The following is a 17,621-nucleotide window of genomic DNA, read 5'->3' as shown; positions in this document are numbered from 1 at the left end:
GCCTTGCTCCCAGGCTGACTGCGCGGGAAATCCCGAAGGGATCGCAGCGATTATTCGCCGTGCCCACCCCCGCTAGCTGCGCCGTCATAAATACGATGAAGTGTCACAAGAAACAATGACGCGTCTACAAAAACGATGACGACAAATACTACTTAGCCAGCCTCTCATAAAGCTCAACGTGCACATCGACAATCTTCCGGATATCGAACTCCTGCTCAGCCAAACGCCGCCCAGCAGCCCCCATTTCACGTCGTAACTGCGCATCTTCAGCCAGTTGCAAAACCGCATCGGCAAGCTCACGCGCGTCCCGTACCGGCACCAGTAAACCAGACACACCAGGTTCAATGGCATCCCGGCATCCAGGGACATCTGTCGTCACCACGGCGCGTCCGCATGCAGCTGCTTCCACCAACGACTTGGGTAAACCTTCTCGATACGACGGCAAGACAGCGATGTGCGATTGCGCATATAGCTCGGCAATGTCAGAACGTTCACCCAAGCACTCGACCACGCCTTCCTGCTTCCACCTGGCGAATTCTTCTTCAGTGACGCTGGCCGGATTGCCGCTATCTGGGCCGCCCACCAACATCCAGCGCAAGCCACTGGGGTGTCCAACCGTCATCCGGGCGGCCTGAACGAACTCGGCGGCCCCTTTATCTTTTAACAATCGAGCTGCCATGATGGCCACAGGCGGGCCTTCCGGTTCCGGCACCACGGGGAATTCATTCAGATCCACCCCGGAACCACGTATCAGCACAACCTGCTCAGGCCTGACCACCCCGGCATTGCGCAACACATCCCTGTCGCTGGTATTCTGGAAAATGACCCGGCTATTCGGATGGCCTAGCGCCAATCGATATAGCAAGGTTGCCGCCCATCGCAAGAAATCGAAGCCGCTACCGCGCTTGGTAAAGATGAAACCCAGGCCGGATATCGCCGCAATATAAGCCGGTACGCCCGCAAGCCGCGCGGCGATACCGCCATACAGCACAGGCTTGATGGTTACGGCATGCACCACATCGGGCTGCAATTTCCGGAACAACTTCCATAACGCGTAGATGCTTTGCATCTCTTGCACAGGATGCTTGCCGCTGCGGGACATGGGAATGACATGATGAATCAGGCCGTGCTTCACAATTTCCGGTACCGAAGGGCCATCCATGGTTGCCACATGGACATCGAAGCCTGCCCGTTTCGCACCCAAAGCCAAGGGCAATCGGTGCGACAGGAAGAATGCGGGATTATTCACCGCAAACAACAAACGGCGATTCTGGTCGCCGCAGCGACCAGAATGACTGTCGGCATCGCTGTCGCCAACCTTGCTATCGCTACCGTCACTGCCATAACCAGCACGAACCGTCGAGGCCGGCCAGCCAGGATAATCTGCGGCCAAACGTCGCCATACAACACGGTAGGCATCTACCATAGCTTCCAGGCTAAACAAACGCCCCATGCGCTCACGCCCATCCTGCAGGCGTTTCTGCATCGCCGGGGTGCCGATCTGCGCTACGGCTTCATCAATCGCACCAGCCAAAGCAGAGCTATTCTGCGGCGCGGCGACCCACCCGGAAGATCCAACAATCAGCGCGGCGTCACCCACGTCCGTCACGACGCATGCCACGCCTGTCGCCATGGCCTCGGCGACCACATTCGGAAAGCCTTCGGCGCGGCTGGACAATACGTGAATATCCAGCGCATTCATCAGTCTTGGCACATCATCCCGCCTGCCCAGCAATTTCACTTTCTCGCCCAGGCCATGCCCGTTGATCAATGACATAAGAGGAGCATTGGATGCTTCCATGCCGTGGCCGATCAATACGCAGCGCAAGGAAGGATCGCGCTTGACGCTTAGCGCAAACGCAGACAGTAAATTGGCGTGATCTTTCAGGGGATTCCAGCGGGCCACGCTGCCTATCACTGGCACGTCGTCAGCCCACCCCCATTCGGCCCGCAATGCAGCGCGCGCCTGTGGATCGGGACGCCAGCACGACAGATCGTAGCCATTGGGAATGACCAACATACGATCGCCCCGATAACCCCATTGTTGATGGCGTTGCGATGCGTTTTCCGCGCAGGCAACGATAACCCCAGGCAACAGCCGCGAGGTATGGGCGCATAGCCATGACAATACCTTTGCAGAGCGACTGCTCTTGTGCAGATCCGCCCCTGAGTTCCGTATCCCCCAGGACACTGCCTTGATGCCCGCCAGGCGCGCCACCAAGCCGCCGATCAGGTCGGCGTGGTACATCCAGGTTTGCACGACGTCGGGCTTAAGCTTGCGCAACAGGCTATGCATGCGCCATAAGCCTTTAAGGGCCCCCATTGGGGTCTTCATGTCCAGCGTATACACGGCGATGCCCGCTGCGCGCAGGCGCGGACCAAATACACCTTCATCGCCCATGGAAATGACGCAATGGCGATCTCGCTGGCCCGGGGCGGTAATCAGGCGATGCAATACTGTCTCTGCCCCACCATGCCCCAGCCCCGAAATAATATGCACCACGTGCAAGGGACCACTATCTGTTTCTGTGTAATTATTCATACAACCACTTCCTGGCTCTTCAAGCCGCGCACATCGGCAATCAGGACATCCCACTGACGCACGATTTCTTCAAGCTCATAGCGGTCGCGAACCGACACTGCCGCATGCTTGCCCAGCACATCCCGTAATACAGGGTCGGCCATCAACTCGGCCAGTGCCTGGCCCAGCGCGGGTCGGTCGCCCAGCGGCACCAACAACGCGTCTTCTCCGTCGCGGCTGATCTCGCGAGGCCCGCTGGGGCAGTCGACTGTCACGCACGCGACCCCTAACGCCATGGCTTCCAGCAACACGTTGGGAAAGCCTTCCACCTCGGACGCCAAAACAAACACATCGGCCTGAGCCAATTCGCGCCAGGGTTCGGCGGTACGGCCCGGCAGAAAAACCCGTGCCTCCAGCCCAGCCTCCTTGACTTGCCGCTCAAGCGCGGCACGCAAAGGGCCTTCACCCCAAATGTACAGGTCCCAATCGGGAAATTCCTCGGCCAGCGCGGCGAACACGTGGATCACTGACTCGAATCGCTTGATAGGCACCATTCTCCCCATGGCCACCACTCGGCGGCGTTGCCCATCGGTTGGCATGGGGCGACCAGTAAAGGCTTGCGCCAGCTCGGGCGGCAAAGGATTGGGAATGACGGCCAGGCGTTGAATGCCCGGCACCATTGCACGAAATGTCTCGACGCTGGCCTGAGCCTGCACGGTGACCAGTGTGGCCCATGGGTAAACGCGACGGCGCAAAGCAACCAGCGCCTTGCCGGCACTGGAACTGACCGCGGGATTGGTGCGCTCGCACACGATGGTCGGGACATCCAGGCCACGAGTCGAAAGCAAGACCATGACATTCACGTTGGTCAAGAATGAGATGACAACGTCCGGCTGAATGTCCTTGACCACGCGCCGAATGGCGAACCATTTCCTGATACTGGCGAACCATGTCTTGCCCATCCACCCCATGCGGTCGGCCAGCCAAAGCAGCTTGACCCCGGGATGCAAACGATAAAACAGACTGCCCTTTTTCGTATAAGTCGGAACCAGGACGACCTCGTCGCCCCTGGCTGCCCAGGCGCTGGCCAGCGTGGCCGCCACTCGTTCAGCGCCCCCTGCATGCATGGAACTGACGAAAAACAGAATCTTCATGGCTGCCTCGTACTTGCTGCCTTGTTCGTTTCCAGCCACGCCTGCGTCATCAGAATGCTCCATAAATGCGTGCTCCAATCTCGCTTTCCGGACTGGTGCTCCTGCCATTTACGTATGATGGGTTCAGCATGGAAGAGTCCCTGCTGACGTAGCAAAGCCGGATCCAGCAAAGCGCTGGCCCAGTCTTGCAAGGGCCCGCGCAACCATGCGCCTAATGGAACCGAGAACCCTTTTTTGGGACGGTCGACCATTTGGCGCGGCACATGCCGGTACAAGAGCTGGCGCAAAAGCCACTTTCCTTGCCCGTCGCGTATTTTGTAGTCGCGCGGCAAGCGCTGCGCGAATTCGAATACGCGGTGATCGATCATGGGCACGCGGGTTTCCAGGCTTGCCGCCATTGCAGCCCGATCAACCTTGACGAGGATGTCATCGGGCAAATAGGTCTGCGCATCCAGCAACATCATGCGCTCGAAAATCGCAGCGTTTGACGGGTGGTCAAACGGCGTCTCAGGGACATTGGCGCCTATCACCACCTGCGCGGGATCTTTCCAGTACGACACGAATTGCTGATAAAACTTGCCGCAATGCGCCGCCCCCAGGACTTCCGCCAGCTTTTCAAACTGTTCGCGTTGATGGCCCGCCCCCAGCACCCCCGCCCCAATGCGTGCCGCTGCGGCCATGGGCGTGCGCAGCACCCCAGGGATGGACTCGCGCTTATCCCACCAGCGCTTGGCCCGGAAATAGCGCGAATAGCCGCCAAACAGCTCGTCCCCGCCATCGCCGGACAAGGCTACCGTGACGTGGCGGCGAGCCATGCGCGTAACCAGAATGGTTGGAATCTGGGAAGAGTCTGCGAAAGGTTCGTCATACAGCCCTGCCAAACCGGGAACCACTGCAAGCGCGTCGTTGGCGCTGACATAGAGCTCCGTATGCTGGGTGCCTAAGTGGCTAGCAACGGCCTTGGCATGTTCGGCCTCGTTAAAGGCCGGATCATCGAAGCCGATGGAAAATGTCTTGACTGCCTGGGCATTGCGTTGCTGCATCAGCGCTACGACAATCGACGAATCTATACCCCCCGACAAGAACGCCCCCAGCGCCACATCCGATATCATCTGGCCCTTTACCGCGGACGACAACACCGCTTCCAAGGCGTCTACCGCCTCGTTGTCGGAACCGAATGACAGCATGTCCTGGGATGCGTCCTGGGCTACGTCCTGCGCCGACCAGTAGCGTTGCGACACAGGCAAGGACCCATGCCTGCGTTGTTCTTGGGATAACTGCACCCACGAACCAGGCTCCAGCTTGCTGATCGCGCCGTAGATGCTGAAAGGCGCGGGAATATAGTTGTGCCGGACCAGCAGCGACAACGCCCTGCGGTCCGGCTCATTGTTGAAACCGGGTATGGCGGTAAGCGCCTTGAGTTCCGAAGCAAACACAAAATTGCCAGCGACAAACCCCAGATATAACGGCTTCTCACCCATGCGGTCGCGCATCAGCGACAAGGTGCGTGCCTGACGATCCCATAAGGCCATGGCAAACATACCCACGGCGGCCTGCAGCGTTTTTTGCACCCCCCAGGCGGCAAATCCTGCGAGCACCGTCTCGGTGTCGGAGTGGCCGCGCCAGGCCGGCGCGTGCCCCTGGGCTTCCAGCAAAGCCCGCAGGTCAAGGTGATTATAGATTTCGCCATTCAGCACCAAGGCGTAGCGTCCGCAGGCCGACACCATGGGCTGATGCCCGGCCTCGGTCAGGTCAAGAATCGCCAGGCGGACATGGCCCAATGCCAGCCCCGCCTCAGGGTCTTCCCAATAACCTTCGCTGTCCGGACCTCGATGCCGCATGCTGCGGCATCCATATTTGACTATGGCCTGCTTGTCCGGCAACGCGCCCCATATTCCAATGATCCCGCACATAGTCTGCTCGCTTTTGCAGCCGCCCAAAGGGGCGGCTTAATGGACTTCAAACAAATGGCCCCACAAAGCCATAACCCTGGTCGTGGAAAACCTGTCACGCACGTCCACAGCGCGCCGTGCATAGGCTATCCGCTGCTCCTGATGCGCCATCATGTCCGACAAATGGGCGGCCAACGCCTCGTCATCCTCGGGGGGACTAACCAGCACGCCATCGATGCCATTACGCACGATTTCTCGAGGCCCAGTCTCGCAATCGAATGCCACAGGAGCCAGGCCACTGGCCATGGCTTCCAGCAAGGTGTTGGACAAACCCTCGACGCGCGAGCTTAGTACATAAAGATCCGATTGGGCGTACCAGTCGCCTACATTGCCAACCCGACCCGGCATACTGACGCGCTCGGTGAGCCCAGCTTCATCGACCTGGCTTTGCAAGGCCTCACGGCAATCACCCTCTCCGAGGATGACCAGATCCCAACTTGGAAACTGCCGGGCGATAGCCTGAAACGCCTTAATCAAAAGGTCGAAACCTTTATGGGGATGCAAGCGGCCAGCGGCCAACAGACGATAGCGCCCCTCTCTGGCTGGTGGGCTCAACAACGGTTCGGCATTCTCCAAGGGCCAGCGTACTGCATTGGGAATAACCGTTACCCGCGAGCCAGGCACGTGCTCTTTGATCCAGGCCGCCGTGCCGGAGGTCAAGGCCACTACCGCCGCTGCCTGGGGATAGGCCCAACGCCGCAGGCGCAGCCACATTTCAGACAAATCCTGGGAGGGCGGATGCGTATGTTCAGTCGCAATGACCCGGCATTGCAGGCCGCGCGCGGCCACAATCGCCAGGATCGATGCGGTGGTCATCATGCCCAGCACAATGCTGGGACGCTCGCGCTTTATAAGGCGGCGCAAGGCCCGCACGCGACGCAAATTGGCCAAAATCCCGCTGATTTTTCCCGAGCTGAAAGCCGCTGTTCCCAGGGCATACCGTTTGACCCCCGCATGCAGGGGATAGACATCGGTCTCGGCATCGGCCTGCGTAACCAGCGTAACCTTGTAGCCGCGCTGCACCCAATAGGCGCTTAGATCGGCAGCCACCCGCTCAGCCCCTCCTCCGCTCAAAGAGTGGATCACTATCATCAGATGGGGTTGAAAACGCGAAGAACTCAAAACAATACCTGTATCTTAAAAACTAGCCGGAAACCTTCGTAGCTGTAACGGGACGCAAAGCCACCGCGACATAACAAAAATAGGATAAAACGTACATCAGGCTGGTCGCCAACATGATCCCCGCAGGCCCCATGACAGGAGCGAGCACCAGGTTCATGACCGCCTTTAACGCAAAGTTGGCGACGGCAATAGCCGCCATGATTCGATAACGGTTCTGACTGGCCAACAATTGAACCAATATCAGCACACCGAAATAAAACGGCATTTGCAGCAAACCCCAACGCAACACATGGGCGACCGTCTGGGTGTTTTCCGCCGTAAATGCGCCGCGCTCGAACAGCAGGGCCACGCCCCACGGCGCAAGCAGCCAACCCACCAGAGTAACCGCAGAACCGGCCAGCACCATTACCACCGACCACTTAAGGGCCATCGATCGCGCGCGAGCCTTATCACCACGGCCTTGCACATCGGCCAGAACCGGCAACGCCGCTCGCCCTACAGACGCCGCGCCAACCCCCAACAGCAACGCCAACAGTCGGCTAGCGTAGCCTAATGTGGCATTGGCGTTAGCACCGAGATTAGCGGCTGTGTACTGATCCAGCGGACCGACAAAGCTCATCGCGACTTGCCCAATCAGCATCACCCCAGCCGCCTTGACCAAATCAGGCCATTGGTGCGACGTCAGACCCAGCTTAGGCCAGCCCCACATGCCGTCCGCTTTCGCTGCAAGGCTAAGCAGCCATATCGACTGAATCAGATAGCCGACCAGGGTACCCCAAAGCAACGGACCAACATCGGTAACCGTGGCGGCCAGCATGACCCAGACCAGAATGACCACGGCCGGCACGCTGTCGAGCAAGGTATTGATATGCCGTTCATGTGCTCTTAAACGCGCGGCGCTAATACCGGTTACCAGCGTCAGCAACGCGGCCGGCGCGAAAGCCAGCGTCAGCTCAGCGCTCATGCGCCTGGCTTCGGCCGGCAACCCCTGCCCCGCGTAGTCAAGCACCCACGGCCAGGCAACGTAAGTCAGCACGGCCAGCACCGTGCCCCCCGCGATCACCGCGCCTTGTAGCTCTCCCAGAAAACGTTTGCGACCGGCGGCATCTTCATAGCGAGTGCGCACCAGCACAGGGATCAGCACCACCGATAAAACGCCGACGATGGTAACGGGCAGCCAGTTCGCCATGACCATGGTGAACTGATAGGCGTCTACGACATCGCTGACGCCGTAGCGATAGGCCACCGCCATTTCCTTGAAGGCCCCTGCCGCTTTTCCAAGCAGCAAAAAAAAGGCCACCCGCATTGCGCCCTGCGCAATGCGCCTGTGGTCGGAATGCAGGCCGGAAAGTCGCTGCTTTAAGGTTTTCAAGTTACCTTAAGAACTGCGTATACCAAGGCATGGAAACCTCGAGTCCTTGCACAATGTTGTGCATAGGCTCGTAGCCCAGCAATTGCTTGGCCTTGGTGATGTCGGCTTGCGAATGCCGCACATCGCCGGCACGGAATTCGCTGTATACGGGCTGCTTGTCGTAGACAATACCGTTATTGCCCAAGGCCTTGGCCAGGTATTCAAACAGCTCGTTCAAGCTGGTGCGGGCATTGAACGCCACGTTGTAAACCTGATTGACCCCTTCTGGTTGCGCCAAAGCCGCCAGAATATTGGCTTGCACCACGTTTTCAATAAAGCAGAAGTCGCGGCTGGTTTCACCGTCGCCATTCACTACGACATCCTCGCCACGTATCATGGCGGCGACCCACTTCGGAATGACTGCCGCATAGGCGCCGTTAGGATCCTGGCGCTTGCCGAAGACATTGAAATAACGCAAGCCGATGCTGCCGAACCCATAGGCGCGGGTAAAGACATCGGCGTAGAGCTCGTTGACGAACTTGGTAACCGCATACGGCGATAACGGCCGCCCTATTTGCGACTCGACCTTGGGTAAGGCTTCATGGTCGCCATAGGTGGAACTGGATGCCGCGTACACAAAAGACTTGACCTGCGCGTCGCGCGCAGCCACCAGCATATTCAAAAACCCGCCGATATTAACGTTATTGGTGGTAATGGGATCTTGCAGCGAGCGCGGCACCGAGCCCAACGCTGCCTGGTGCAACACATAGTCCACCCCGGACACCGCTTTTTTGCAGGCATCCAGGTCGCAAATATCGCCTTCCTGGAAGCTAAAGTTTTTCCATAGCTCCGGTGCAACGGTTCTTTGGACTTCGTCCAGGTTGTACTGATGCCCGGTCGCGAAATTATCAAGGCCGACAACTTTCTGCCCCATTTGCAACAACGTTTCCAGCAGATTGGAACCAATAAAACCGGCGCAGCCGGTGATCAGCCATACCTTGGGTTCTGACTGCAGACTTGCAGTGATTTCCTGATAACGATTACTCATATAGAACCTTTCAACTTTCTGTATTAAAGCCGCAGATCGGATTCGGCCGCGGTTAGTACATATTTAAGATCATAGAGAACGTGCTCGGGCTTACCCAAGGCGCGAATCGCCTCGCAACCCATCGCCACGAACTGCTCGTGCGCCACGGCGAGGATGATTCCATCGTAGGCTCCTGCTTCGAGACTTGCAACGGGGGAAATGCCATATTCATGCACTGCCGCCTCTGGCTCCACCCAAGGGTCGTAGACATCGACGTCAATGTTGTATTCCCCAAGCTCGCTGACAATGTCGACAATACGGGTATTGCGCAGATCCGGGCAGTTTTCCTTGAACGCCAGGCCCATCACCAGCACTTTGGAGCCCTGCACCTGGATGCGTCGCTTGGTCATTTGCTTGACCAACTGCGACACCACGTAACCGCCCATCGAGTCATTTAGCCTGCGGCCCGCCAGAATGATTTCCGGGTGATAACCCAGGGATTGAGCCTTGTGCGTGAGGTAGTAGGGATCCACGCCTATGCAGTGCCCGCCCACCAGACCCGGCCTGAAAGGCAGGAAGTTCCATTTGGTGCCGGCAGCTTCCAGTACAGCCTGGGTATCGATACCCATTTTATTAAAGATAAGCGCCAGTTCATTGATCAGGGCGATATTGACATCGCGCTGGGTGTTTTCAATAACCTTCGCGGCCTCGGCGACACGTATCGACGTGGCTTTGTGCGTGCCAGCGGTAATAATCTGACCGTAGATCGCGTCGACCAAGTCTGCTATTTCAGGCGTAGAGCCCGACGTGACCTTTTTGATCGTGGACACCCGATGCGCTTTGTCGCCCGGATTGATACGCTCGGGACTATAGCCGGCAAAAAAGTCTTCGTTAAAGCGCAAGCCGGAGATACGCTCTAGTACCGGGACGCAGTCTTCTTCGGTGGCGCCGGGATAAACCGTGGACTCGTAAATGACGATATCGCCGCGCTTGAGGACTTTGCCAATGGTCTCGCTGGCGCGAATCAGCGGCGTCAAGTCAGGCTGTTTGTATTCGTCGATAGGCGTAGGCACCGTCACGATAAATACATTGGCTTCAGACAAATGCACGGCTTCACTGGTAAAACGCAAATGGGCGGCTTCGGCGAGCTCGGCGGAATCGACTTCCAGCGTATGGTCTTGACCATCTTTCAGCTCAGCGATACGGCGGCTATTGATATCAAAGCCCAGTACACTACGCTTTTTACCGAACTCCACCGCCAGAGGCAGACCGACGTAGCCTAGACCAACTACGGCAAGTTTCACATCTTGAATTTCCAACTTGTTCTCCCAGGCGATATACATAAAAAGAAGAAAACTGATTTTACAAAGCAGCTATTTGCGGCGATGGTGATCGCGCCCTATCGAGGGCAGCAGCAGCCAGGCTGGGCGACGCCATGACACCAGGCGGGAATACAGCCAGATATATACCCAGCAGAACACCACCAGGCTGGCGCATAGCGCCCAGGCGTTATCCCAGAATATTGTCGCCGGCACCAGGCCGATAAGCGCAAGCACCCATAAGTAAGGCGAGGTCATTGCATTGCATAGTGACGGCACCGCATGACGACCGTCACGACTGAACGTGACACGCACCAGGCGGCGGAATACCAATTGGTGCAAATGCAGGGCGTCCGGCTGATCGACCGGCACGCCGCGTTTGAACCGGCGCCGCCATATCGAGAACAAGGTCTCGAAAACCGGATAAAACAACACAGCTAGCGCATAGAATGGCGAAACACTAGGATTGCGTACAACCAATTGCACGGCCAGCTCGGCCAGCATGAAGCCAAGGAAGTACGCGCCACCATCGCCAAGAAAGACACGCCCGAACGGAAAATTCCAGACCAGGAAGCCCAGGGTAGCCGAAGCAAGCGCCGCAGCAATCAAAAAGATGGGGATGTCTTGTACCTGCAAGGCTACCAACGCCAGCGATAACGCCATCAGCGTGGCGATCATGCCGGCCAGGCCGTTCATGCCGTCAATAATGTTCAACGCGTGAGTACAGCCGCCAACGGCGATCATGGTGAAAAAGAGTGAGATAGGCCAGAACGACAGGATCCAGTCAGCCCACCCCAGCCCTACACGAGATACGCCGCCCAATAGCCACCAGGCAATGGCCGCCGACAAGAATGCGGCCAGCAGGCGCTTGCCCGACCCCACATCCTTGGTGATGTCTTCAAGCAGGCCCGCGACAAATACCGGCATGGCGGCAATGAACAATACCGGCCATAGCCAGGTCAGCGTCATGTTGCTTGGCCCAAGAACCAGCAAGCCGGCCAGCGTTCCCGCCAGCACCGCCAACCCTCCCACACGGGGCGTTGCCCGCGAATGGGACGCTTGTGGCTTGTTCATGTCGGAATCGCCGGTAAATGCACCGTGCCAGCGCTCGGAGGCGACAATCAAGCCGCCCACCATGAACGCCACAATACAGATATAAAGCCAGGTAAAAGATCCCCAAAGGTGAGGCGATATCACACAATCCCCAAAACAAATAAAAGCAGCATCATTATCGGTTGTTTCTGTAACAAGCTGGGCGAGTACAGAGAAATAGATGCAACAAGAAATGTTACTGGCATAAGCACGCGCTTGACCAAACCCGGAACTTTCCGCCTGCACCCTGAAAGCACCACATTACACAAAAATGGAAATAAAACCATAGGGTGTAAGGCAAAAAAAAGCCCAAGATCTTGCGATCTTGGGCTAAATCCACCAAAGGAGGAGGGTGGAGGAGACAACCTTGGCATGCCTGGCTACTAAAGCGATTAAGCTTGAGACCGCGTGACCCGGGTTTTCCCTGTGCAATCACGTTTCGACATCCGATAACTAAAGTGTATAGCGATTTTTTGTGCAACGCAAGATAAATCAATAAGAAAAGCACTCGGCGAGCAATTTGTGGTTTTTTTAATACTTTTGTGTCGGTAAAACTGCAAAAAAGCAATTTGGTATTAACCCTCGCCCCCTTCTTTCGTTACAACTATGTCCGTCGAGCACTACATACGATACGCCGTGGTGGTCATAACCTTCGACATTACCCGCATGGCCATTCGCACCGGCGCAGCCAATTTTGTAGCGCCGTTGTTCTCGGCGGTAGTCCGATGTTCGATTTCGTCATCCCGCATTTGCCTGACTATCGTTCGAGAACGCTCGTCGTTGGCTGGCAAGTCAGACAAATGCTGGTCAAGATGCTGCTCGACCTGCCTTTCGGTTTCGGCCATGAAACCCAGGTTTCGGGCCACGCCTGCCCGGCTTGCCGCAATGCCCAAAGTCAATGAGCCGGCATACCACAGTGGGTTCAAAAGGCTGGGACGACTATCCAGTTCGGTCAATCGCTGGCGACACCAAACCAAGTGATCGACCTCTTCGTTAGCCGCCTTGAGCAACAGTTTTTTGATTGGTGCGTCGCCGCAAAATAAAGCCTGACCTCGATACAAAGCCTGTGCACAGATCTCGCCTACATGGTTAACCCGCATGAGGCCTGCGGCATGTTTGCGCTGGGCGTCGGTTAACGCCTCGGCCGATTCAGACGCCGCGGCACGAGACAGCTTGCCTGCCGGGTTGGCGCGACTGGCATGAACCGACCCGCCCAGCACCTGCATGGCACGCCCGACTTCGGACAATAGCCCGTCCAGTACGCCCAGGCGACGGGAAAAACCCGAGCCGCTTTGCATTGAATGTTGCTTAACCATGAATATCCTTAACGTACACATTTCCGCCGATAGCGCCTGGCCTGCCTATGCTCGATCCATAGCCACGCTGCAGGCAAAACCACAGCAACGACGACCAGGCCCCTACCCGTCAGTTCCTGATCACCCAGCAAATAGAAATTGCACAAGCGACTAGGGTTATCTTGATAAAGCATTCCGACGACAGCCGTCATCCAGGAAAAACCACCCAGAAAAAACAACTTTATCACCTTATCGGCGCGACCCAGCGAATCGAACAACACCATTCCCGCCAGAAACAGGCCCAAAAACTTCAAGCAGCCTGCTCCGGTTGAAAACAAAACCTGATCGAGGGACTTCGGGATCATCCAATAGGCCAGCACCAACGTAACGAACAATAAACCCGGCAGGCCATAGCCATTATATTTCCGATACTGATCGAACACCCACGGACGCCTCAAGAACATGCCGCGCCGAATCTGGGCCAGGCAGGCAACAGCAGCGCAGGCGCCGGCAAGCAGAATAAGCGGAATATGCACCAGCATATGCAATGCCATAGTGCTCGTCATCCAGGGCCTGAAGATAACAGCAACCAGCAACAACATGGCGCTGGCCGCCGCATACAGCCATGGGGCAGCAGGCCGCCACAGACAGGCAACGGCGCTCATTGGCTTGCACCTTTCTCAGCCAGCGCCATCGCATACTCAAGCAGCATGACGTCGTCGTCCATATCGATAATGCGAACAAGGCGCCCATCGGGCATAACGAGGTGATAAGCCGCATTATGCTCGTATTGCCCCATAGGAGCAGCCACTACGACGATGCCGAATGCATCCAGCACAGCGTGGCTGGCAGCGGCATCCGCCATTACGGCCGAGCGCCAGACCTCAGTGTCGAATTTCATGCGCTGCTCATAACGCGATAATAAATCCGGGCTATCGGCAAGGTCGAAACTGATACTAAGCAGCCTGACTCTGCTGCCCAGCCCTTGCCGCTTGATTTCGGCCTGAAGTTGCTGGAACTGCGTCCCCATGGCAAGACAGATGGAGAAGCAACGCGTGTACATGAAGTTGACGATGGCTATCCGACCATCCTCTTTCAAGTTACGCAATAGCGTCGTCGCGCCGGCCGCGCTGTCGCTAGTGCGTAGCGGCGCGTCCGGCACGATCCGTGGGTTGTGCCGCACATCAGCGCGCCGGGCTGCCTCGGTGGTCAGCACAGTAAAGCCATCAGTCTGCGTATAAATAGCGCCTAGCCCAACACCGCACACCATTAAAATAGCCACCAAGAGCCTCATGCAGTCACCTCATTTCCTGCAGCTCGGCATCGCCGCTCCAGGGCTGCAGATGAGTGGCCGTAGCCTCGCGTTCGGCCTTGACGGTTGCAGCATCGACTTTGCTTGCCGAATTGCCAAAACTGGTCCGAATGTGGCTCACCACCGCTGCAATTTCGGCGTCGCTAAGCTTGTCCTTGAAGGTAGGCATCAGTCCGTTGTAATGCGTGCCCTTTACCGTTAGGTCGCCGGTGACACCATGCAGCACAATCTGAATGACCAGCGATTCTTTGCCTGTGACCCATTCCGACCCCGCCAAAGGAGGAAACACGCCGGGCAAGCCCTGACCTGTCGCCTGGTGACAGGCCAGGCATTGAGCGGTATAGAGTTGCCCGCCATCCACCGCCCCGCCCGCGCCAGGAGCCGCCACCTTGAAATCAGCAGCAGTACGGCGGTCGCCATATGACGGAGGATTGTTCTGGTAGGTGGCCCATATATAGGCAATGGCGAACAAGAACAATGCCCCCACAATGGTAATGACCAACCACGGGATAGGCCGATTGCCCTCATAAGGCTCGGGCATTTCCCGCTGCTGAGCTTCGATTTTCTTTGATCTGTCTGACATCCTGTTCTCCAACATACCCGTCTTGCGCCACACATGACCGCACAGCGCTTCGCCCTGCTACTTGGCAGAATCAGGCGGGGGTTTGACCGGGTAGGTACGATCAAGCGCCAGCAAATAGGCCACCAAGTCCTGCGCTTCGGGCCTGGCTACCACCTGCTGCCCAACCGGCGCATACCCAGGCGGCAGACTGACGACTTTATCGCCCGGTTCAGCCTTGTCTTTGATTTCAAAAAGGAAGGGATAGGACGGCATGATGCTGCCCGGCACGTACGCTCGCGGCTGATACAAGTGACCCAGATTCCAATCGGCACTGGGCTGGCGCGCGCCGATGTTGAGCAGATCTGGACCAGTGCGCATGGTGCCCAGCAAATGCGGCTTATCGTAGAAATAGTCGCCCGCTACTGGCGCGCGTCCCCAGCCCCGCTTGAAGTCGGGGGCTTGCGACTGCGCACGCGGTTGTTGGCTATGGCAATAAACACAACCGTTCTTGATGTATTCCGCACGACCTCGCAACTGCTGTGAGGTATATGGCTTGAGCCCTTCTGAAGGCGGCACATCCCGCAATTGCAGGTAAGGGATGACCACCAAGGTAGCGGTTGCCAGTGCCAGCGTGACCATGGCGCCGCCCAAGAGTTTGTATTCGCTTTCCATGATCAAGCCTCCGCCAACGCAGAGGCAGCGGTTGCGCTGCGTTTATGAAACAACGCCGGTCCGACACGCGCGGGACCATAGCGCAATGCCATCGCAACGAAATGCCCCGCAAAGACCACATGACCCAGCGTCATCAAAGCGCCCCCTACCGTTCTGGCCTCAAGATAGGGAATCGTGACGCGTACCGATTCCATGAAAGGAACTGACGCGTCAAGCATGGCCACGCCTTGCAGCCAGCCGCCTATGCTCAGGCCGACAAAATAAATGCCAAAACCGATCACGACCAGCCAAAAATGCACCGCAATCAGTTTCGGATAAGGCCACTCCCACGACATGACGCGCGGCATGACGAAATAAATAGCGCCAAACATCACCAGGGAAAAGAAGCTATACAAGCCCAGGTGAGCGTGCGCAACAGTGAAGTGCGTGAAATGCACAACAGTATTGACGCTGCGCAAGGCCTCCAGCGACCCCTGGACCGAACTCAGCGTGTACATCATGCCGCCCAGCACGATGAATCGCAGCGTAGGCGAGTAGATCAACGTCTTGAAATGATGACGCATGGTCATATGCTGGTTCACGGAGAAAGCCAACACAGGCACCACCATCATGATGCTTTGAACAATGGAAAGCGTGATCAGCCAGCTAGGTACAGGGCCGCCAATCAAGTGGTGCCCACCGACTTGCCCATAAAAAAAGGCCAGCGCCCAGAAACCCAGCAGGGACAAGTTATACGACTGAATCGGACGACCGATAATTTTGGGCAGGAAGTAGTAGACCGAGGCCAGGGCGACAGGCGTGTAGAACAGCCCTAATACGTTGTGCCCGAACCACCAGTTCATCGTGGCCTGCTCAACGCCAAAATGCAGGCCTGGGATATTGCCCACTAAAAACAGAATTGGAAACCAAAAGAGCGCCGCCCCCATGTACCAGATCGAAACGTAGAGATGATCAACCTTGCGGTTCTGTAAGGTAAAGACCAGAGGCAATCCAATCAGTGCACCGCCGACAACAAACAAAATATCGATCTGCCACGGGATTTCCAGCCACTCCAGGCCATCGTTGAAACCCGCGGCTATGCTGCCAAGGCCGGCAATCAACGCAGCATTCCACAGCATGGCGCCCAGCAGCGCAAAGCGGCCTCCCATGAGTTCTGTTTTAAGGAGACGAGGTAAAGTCCAGATGGCAATACCGAAAGCGGCCATCGGCGCCCAGCCATAGGCGACCGAATTCAGATGCAGGGTGCGTATGCGCCCGAAAGTCAGCCAGGCATATTGAGAAAGGAAATCAGGCTCATGCAATTTGATGGAACTGATCAACCCTGCAGTCGACGCAAATATCAGCCAGACCACGGCACAGGCAAGAAACACGAAGGTCACATAGGCCGTAGACCTGTCAGCCTGCACGCGCTCGGCAATTTCGACTTTCATTCGCGCATCTCGAGCAGGGTCGGCAATGGGCACATGCGTGGCATCTACTGCGCTTTGCAGGGCCTTGTGCTGCGCGGCGGTGGCGGCGGGCTCTTCCACGATACCGATCTCGCCTTCCGAGAAGATAACGTTGGCGGCGGCGGGATTATCGTCAAATAAATGTTTGCGCAATGACCAGATAAACACAAACAAGCCAGTGACTGACAAGATGAAAGTCAGAAGTAGGACGGTGAGAGTATTCATTACATATCGCTCTACGATATAAATACTGTCGATGGTACCCGACCGCTATCTCGGATACGGTCATCTCCCTACGTTCAATGTTGGTACTTTCGGGGGGAATAATGGGTATGATTAATGCTTCAGATCCTAAGCAGGAATAATCAGCATGGAATGCACAATCGACTGGGGCGGCCCCGAAGGCATGTTGTTTGTTGCCCGGACAGGCAGCGGCCATATAACGGCAATGGATGGCGCACCCGAAGGCGGCGGTCACAACCTGGCCCCCCGGCCGATGGAAATGCTGCTAACCGGGACAGGCGGCTGCGCTGCCTACGACGTGGTGCTTATCTTGAAGCGCGGGCGCCATGCGGTAAGCCACTGTCAGGTTAAACTAACTGCCGACCGGGCAGAAACCGATCCCAAAGTGTTTACCAAAATCCACTTCGCCTTCACGGTTACGGGCAAGAATCTTCCCGCCGCCGCCGTCGAGCGCGCCGTTGCACTATCGCACGAAAAATACTGCTCGGCATCGGCCATGCTCGCCAAGACAGCCGACATTACGCACTCGGTTACGATCATTGACGCATAAA

The 17,621-nt window shown here is 57.0% G+C and carries 15 protein-coding genes and 1 pseudogene; 1 reads left to right on the top strand and 15 read right to left on the bottom strand.

Annotation, left to right across the window (positions count from 1 at the left end):
* Nucleotides 1–148: 148 nt before the first annotated feature.
* The 15 genes and pseudogenes from ABWO67_RS02815 to ABWO67_RS02745 all read right to left on the bottom strand — a co-directional run bounded on the left by ABWO67_RS02815 (nucleotide 149) and on the right by ABWO67_RS02745 (nucleotide 17,052).
* On the bottom strand, nucleotides 149–1,261 hold the full coding sequence (locus ABWO67_RS02815) for a glycosyltransferase family 4 protein (protein WP_353147193.1): 1,113 nt from the start codon (nucleotides 1,259–1,261) through the stop codon (nucleotides 149–151).
* Nucleotides 1,262–1,564: 303 nt separating this feature from the next.
* Nucleotides 1,565–2,542: pseudogene (locus tag ABWO67_RS02810) on the bottom strand (glycosyltransferase); the annotation flags it as partial.
* Nucleotides 2,539–3,675: a glycosyltransferase family 4 protein gene (locus ABWO67_RS02805; protein WP_353147190.1), complete on the bottom strand. Its 1,137-nt coding sequence runs from the start codon at nucleotides 3,673–3,675 to the stop codon at nucleotides 2,539–2,541. The gene ABWO67_RS02805 and the pseudogene ABWO67_RS02810, both read right to left, overlap by 4 nt.
* Nucleotides 3,672–5,588, bottom strand: a complete 1,917-nt coding sequence (gene asnB / locus ABWO67_RS02800) for an asparagine synthase (glutamine-hydrolyzing) (RefSeq protein WP_353147173.1) — start codon at nucleotides 5,586–5,588, stop codon at nucleotides 3,672–3,674. The genes ABWO67_RS02805 and asnB overlap by 4 nt, the downstream gene beginning before the upstream one ends.
* Before the next feature lie 36 nt (nucleotides 5,589–5,624).
* On the bottom strand, nucleotides 5,625–6,719 hold the full coding sequence (locus ABWO67_RS02795; RefSeq protein WP_353147188.1) for a glycosyltransferase family 4 protein: 1,095 nt from the start codon (nucleotides 6,717–6,719) through the stop codon (nucleotides 5,625–5,627).
* 52 nt (nucleotides 6,720–6,771) lie between these two features.
* Nucleotides 6,772–8,121, bottom strand: coding sequence for a murein biosynthesis integral membrane protein MurJ (gene murJ, locus ABWO67_RS02790; protein ID WP_353147170.1), 1,350 nt, complete (start codon nucleotides 8,119–8,121; stop codon nucleotides 6,772–6,774).
* Between the two features lies 1 nt (nucleotide 8,122).
* A complete protein-coding gene (locus ABWO67_RS02785; RefSeq protein ID WP_353147168.1) occupies nucleotides 8,123–9,148 on the bottom strand; it encodes an SDR family oxidoreductase in 1,026 nt (341 codons plus the stop codon).
* Between the two features lie 23 nt (nucleotides 9,149–9,171).
* The gene (gene tviB, locus ABWO67_RS02780; protein ID WP_353147166.1) at nucleotides 9,172–10,446 is read right to left on the bottom strand and encodes a Vi polysaccharide biosynthesis UDP-N-acetylglucosamine C-6 dehydrogenase TviB; all 1,275 of its coding nucleotides are present in this window, start codon (nucleotides 10,444–10,446) and stop codon (nucleotides 9,172–9,174) included.
* Nucleotides 10,447–10,500: 54 nt separating this feature from the next.
* Complete coding sequence (locus ABWO67_RS02775) at nucleotides 10,501–11,583, bottom strand: MraY family glycosyltransferase (protein ID WP_353147186.1); 1,083 nt, start codon at nucleotides 11,581–11,583, stop codon at nucleotides 10,501–10,503.
* Between the two features lie 575 nt (nucleotides 11,584–12,158).
* Nucleotides 12,159–12,854 carry a 2-polyprenyl-3-methyl-6-methoxy-1,4-benzoquinone monooxygenase gene (gene coq7, locus ABWO67_RS02770; RefSeq protein ID WP_353147163.1) on the bottom strand — a complete coding sequence of 232 codons (696 nt, stop codon included), beginning with the start codon at nucleotides 12,852–12,854 and terminating at the stop codon, nucleotides 12,159–12,161.
* Nucleotides 12,855–12,862: 8 nt separating this feature from the next.
* Nucleotides 12,863–13,498 (bottom strand): hypothetical protein, encoded by a 636-nt coding sequence (locus ABWO67_RS02765; protein ID WP_353147161.1) that lies wholly within the window; start codon nucleotides 13,496–13,498, stop codon nucleotides 12,863–12,865.
* Complete coding sequence (locus tag ABWO67_RS02760; RefSeq protein ID WP_353147158.1) at nucleotides 13,495–14,127, bottom strand: SCO family protein; 633 nt, start codon at nucleotides 14,125–14,127, stop codon at nucleotides 13,495–13,497. The genes ABWO67_RS02765 and ABWO67_RS02760 overlap by 4 nt, the downstream gene beginning before the upstream one ends.
* A 4-nt stretch (nucleotides 14,128–14,131) precedes the next feature.
* A complete protein-coding gene (locus tag ABWO67_RS02755; protein ID WP_353147155.1) occupies nucleotides 14,132–14,728 on the bottom strand; it encodes a c-type cytochrome in 597 nt (198 codons plus the stop codon).
* A gap of 57 nt (nucleotides 14,729–14,785) precedes the next feature.
* The gene (locus ABWO67_RS02750; protein WP_353147152.1) at nucleotides 14,786–15,379 is read right to left on the bottom strand and encodes a cbb3-type cytochrome c oxidase subunit II; all 594 of its coding nucleotides are present in this window, start codon (nucleotides 15,377–15,379) and stop codon (nucleotides 14,786–14,788) included.
* Nucleotides 15,380–15,381: 2 nt separating this feature from the next.
* Entirely contained in the window at nucleotides 15,382–17,052 is a 1,671-nt protein-coding gene (locus ABWO67_RS02745) for a cbb3-type cytochrome c oxidase subunit I (RefSeq protein ID WP_353147149.1), read from the bottom strand.
* A 145-nt stretch (nucleotides 17,053–17,197) separates the two neighbouring features.
* On the opposite strand from ABWO67_RS02745, the gene ABWO67_RS02740 reads away from it, so the two are divergent.
* Nucleotides 17,198–17,620 carry an OsmC family protein gene (locus tag ABWO67_RS02740; RefSeq protein WP_353147146.1) on the top strand — a complete coding sequence of 141 codons (423 nt, stop codon included), beginning with the start codon at nucleotides 17,198–17,200 and terminating at the stop codon, nucleotides 17,618–17,620.
* Nucleotide 17,621: the final 1 nt, after the last annotated feature.

It is taken from the genome of Pollutimonas bauzanensis, from assembly GCF_040393045.1.
GTDB lineage: Bacteria > Pseudomonadota > Gammaproteobacteria > Burkholderiales > Burkholderiaceae_B > Pollutimonas > Pollutimonas bauzanensis_A.
This window is presented reverse-complemented; position numbering and strand designations above follow the sequence as displayed.